The organism is Candidatus Methanomethylophilaceae archaeon (genome assembly GCA_017524805.1).
Taxonomy (GTDB): Archaea; Thermoplasmatota; Thermoplasmata; order Methanomassiliicoccales; family Methanomethylophilaceae; genus Methanoprimaticola.
This window is the reverse complement of sequence record JAFXUX010000035.1, coordinates 1-4,108: the sequence shown is the minus strand read 5'-3', so window position 1 is coordinate 4,108 and position 4,108 is coordinate 1. Positions and strand designations below refer to the sequence as shown.

General features: G+C 56.4%; 2 protein-coding genes. Both read left to right on the top strand.

Annotated features, from left to right (window positions below; translation table 11 throughout):
- The first annotated feature begins 333 nt into the window (after positions 1-333).
- On the top strand, positions 334-1,122 hold the full coding sequence (locus IKP20_07620; protein MBR4504820.1) for a nitroreductase family protein: 789 nt from the start codon (positions 334-336) through the stop codon (positions 1,120-1,122).
- Between the two features lie 589 nt (positions 1,123-1,711).
- Positions 1,712-4,108 (top strand): leucine-rich repeat protein (locus IKP20_07615; GenBank protein MBR4504819.1); only part of this gene is annotated, 2,397 nt, incomplete at its 3' end.

Genomic DNA, 4,108 nt, shown 5'->3' with positions numbered 1-4,108 from the left:
TCTTCGTCAAGTTCTCGATCTCTTTCATGCGCCTGTCGATATCGTCGATGCCAACCTTTCTGGATATTTCGATCTGCTCTACGGCCACCATGAATCAACGTATGTCTTTATAATTCAAAAACATTAGGTTCGTGACTATAATAGTGTTTTAGAATGAACTATCTACTAGACCTTCCCAGCGGACGCGATTTCGTCATGGACGGGCCCTTTCAGAGGCCGGAAGGTGCGGATGCTGAGCCTGTATATTGTTGTTGCTGCATTGTCCGAAGTCTCTGCAGGTGCATGACATGGCTGAGCGGATGCTTTTAGAACCAGATCCTGCGATTACCGGCCATGGAAAAGGAGCTGATAGTCTCCGACCGCTGCATCGGATGCGGGCTTTGCGCCAAGGTGTGCATCAGAGGGCATCTTGCTCTTGGAGCCGACAGGAGGATCCACGAGGTCGAATCCCAATACAGCTGTTTCAGATGCGGCCACTGCTTGGCGGTATGCCCGAAGGACGCCATCAGACTGAGGAGATTCGCCTCGGAATCCCCTGCAGAGGCGTCCGCACCGGTCGATGCCGGCTCTTTGATGATGCTTTACCGTCAGAGGCACAGCCACCGCTGGTTCGACAGGAAATGCTCCGCAGACGAAATCGAGAGGATGATCTCCTCTACGAGGTATTCACCTACCGCAGAGAACTCCCAGGCGATGGAGTTCGCCGTGGTCGATGCACGGTTCGACGAATTCATGAGGCTCTGCGCCTCGATTCTGAGAACCCATACGGACGAGCATCCGCGTCTGAGGCAGTTCGTGGATTATGTCGAGAGCGGGATGGAAGGCAGGAACAATCCGTTCACGTGGGAGGGAAGACAGGTCATCATCGCCTTCTCCAGACTGCCGATAGATTCAGCCATTGCCATGGAGCAGATGGAGCTCATGGCTTTCTCGATGGGCCTAGGAGGGTTCCATTCCAGGTGGATCCTTCAAGCATCGGAGAACGATCCTGATGCTTTCATGTCGTTCTTCCCCGAGATAAGGGAGGATCTGACCGCATCCGCGGCATTCGTCGTCGGCCATCCGCGGATGGAGTACAAGCGCACTTCACCCAGAGAAGGCAGGACGATAATCTGGAAATGAACCGGATCATCTCACAAGAGATTGGCATAGACAGGAATCGTAATTGGAATGGGCTGCCGATGCCGATGAAGACTCTCCGATGAAATCGAATTCCAATTATTCCATAACCGCTGGCCATGCCCATTGGACAAGAAAAACCGAGAAGTTAGATTTCCAAAAATCAGCTCGCAATAAAAAGTCTGATGTACTATTGACAAATCATCAAATTTAAAAAGCCGTTCTTACAGATTCTTTGCGAATGCAAATTATACAATAGATGCTGAAGCGAAAGAGAATCATTCTGCCTTGGGACAATATGGCTGCTCTACGTGGCACACAGGCCGCTGAGCACACCTTCAAAGCGATTCTGCCACAGATTCTGCCCTATGCTCAGAGCCTTCTCAGTACCATTAAATTCTGAGCATGAGATTCAAAAGCATACTCAGAAGCCACTCAGCCGCCCTCTCTACGGACGGTATCGGATTCTCCCGCCGCTCTCGATTCTGAATCTCGGCAGGAACACAGAAACCGCCGCCCGAAAAGGGAACATAGCGGGACCGAACGATCTTATGCATGATGAAAACTGGAAAAATCAACGGAAGGGAAAAACATGAGAGTGAAAACGATGGCATTCGCGGTCGTCGCGGTGGCACTCATGCTCATATCGCCGCTGGCGACCGAGAGCAGCGGGGCCGACTCCGCCGCCACGAAGGATACGGCGCCGATTCCGGCTCCAAAAGAGTACCTGTACGACCTGTGGACGGACGACGACAACGTGACAATAAAGAGCGTCTCGGCTTCCATAGACGGGTCCAATCTTGAAACAATAACAGGCAAAAGGACGTCCAAGGGTCCGATATCTGGGCTCTGGGACTTCAACGCGGAGACTGGCATGGGCCCGTTCAACTCGTTCTATGCCGCGATAAACATCTCCGAGGGCTCCGGTGAGGACAACGGCGAGACCATGCGGAACTTCATGACCGGGACGATCGCATTCGTGCTGGATCCCTACGACCTGTCCAAGACGCTGAAGGGCACCGTACTGACCGGGACGTACAACATAATGCTCGTGATTCCGACGGTGTACTGGAAGGCAGATTCGAACCACCTGTACATCTCCAGCTCGCCGTCGTACGACGCCGGCGGCGTGTCGGTCTCCGGCATGGTCGCGTACGCCCACTCCTTGGGCGACGGCAAAACGTTCACGAACGCATTCCCTTACATCGGGATAGGGGTCTACGAGGCCACCGTGGCCGACAACAAGCTTCTCTCCGTCAGCGGATCCGTGCCTACGGGCGGGAAAACTGGCAACGAGTTCAAGGCTTACGCCGACGCGCTGGACCCTGCGGACGGCGCAGACTACCAGCTATGGAACTTCTACCAGTGGACCCTGTACAAGATAATGGCGTATACGGTAATGGGCACCAAAAACTCCCAGGAGATGCTCGGGAACGGCCCTGTAAATTGGGACGGCAATTTTTATAGTACTTCTCATGCATTGAAGACAGGCCTCGCTGATGCCGCCGGGCCCTACGCCCAGTCCACGTACGACTACTCCAAGCTGTTCATAGAAAACCCCTGGGGATCCCTTTTGGAGTTCGTCGGCGACGCTGCATTTAACGACAGGGTCCTGTGCACAGGGAACAGCCTTGGAGGGGAGGAACTGGGAAATCAGACCTCTGATAAGCTGTCCCTTCCTGAAAACGGATGGATCAGCGGCACCGATGGCAACTCAGCCTACTGGGACCTTCCCGTCTCAACGCAATCCGATTCCAACTCCAAAAACTTTGGCGTCCCGGGAGATCGCATCCGGACAAACGCAAGCTGGCGTTCCCTTCGTGTAGGCGGCTCCTGGTTCCACAGCACCTACTGCGGTATCGCCTACCTGGACAGCAACGATGCCATCTCGTCTTCATATCCTGATGGAGGTACCCGTCTAGCCTATGTGATGTCACCCGAAGCGCTGTTGAACGTCGCAGAGGTCGATGGGATGTTGTTCTCCATAGTCGACGACGAAGCGACACTGATCGGATACAAGGGCTCGCCGAAAGAACTGGAGATACCCAAGTCCGTGAACGGTTCGGATGTGGCCTCCATAGCGAACGGGGCCCTGTCCGGATGCGCTTCCTTGGAGTCGGTCACCATCCCGGACTCCGTGAAGTCGATAAGCAGCAACGCGTTCGACGGGTGCCCGATAAAGTCGCTCACCCTGGCGGTGGAGAGCGTGGGAGCCGCCTTCAGCGGGATTGAGACCCTGGAGACGCTCAAGCTCCTAGGCACCGTGTCCTCCGTCGAGGACGGCGCCTTCGCCGGATGCTCCGCGCTCTCCTCCATATCCATCCTCAACCCCGTCATGGCGGTGGGAGAGAACTCGTTCCCCGCCGGCCTCTACGACGGGGATACCCCCGTAAGCGGCGACATATCCGGAGATTATTACAAGGACACCGAAGGCAGGTACAACCGCGCCCTGTACACAGTGACCTTTGCCGCGCAGCCGAAAGGGTACGGGTCCGTCAGCTTGACGGAGCTCACCGTCAGGTACGGCACGGCCATCGAGGCCGACGGCAGCTCGCTTGCCATAGGGGATACCACGGTCACCGCCACGCCGGCCGAATCCGACGCGCAGTACGTCTATCGCTTCGTAGGATGGGAATTCCCGGAATCCGGCGCGGCGGCCGCAGTGATCAGGGGAGCACCGACCTACACCGTCACCGGGGATACGGCAGTGATCGCTTCCTTCGGAGCCGATGCCAGGGAATACACCGTGACCGTGACCAAGAGCGGGGCCAGCTACGGCACCGTGAGCAAATCCAGCTTCACCGTCCCCTACGGGGCCAAGGTGTCCGCCGACGGAAACGTGCTGACCGTCGGCCAGGAGCAGTGCATGGCCGAGGCGAAGGCCCCGACCGCCAAGTACGTCTACAGCTTCAAGGGCTGGACGATCCCCTCGGACACCGTCGCCGGCGACATGACCGTCAAGGCGGGCTTCGCCAGGAAGGCCGCGGAG

Excerpts from the sequence above, each read along its gene's own strand:
- IKP20_07620 (MBR4504820.1), top strand. The coding sequence starts at position 334 with ATGGAAAAGGAGCTGATAGTCTCCGACCGCTGCATCGGATGCGGGCTT.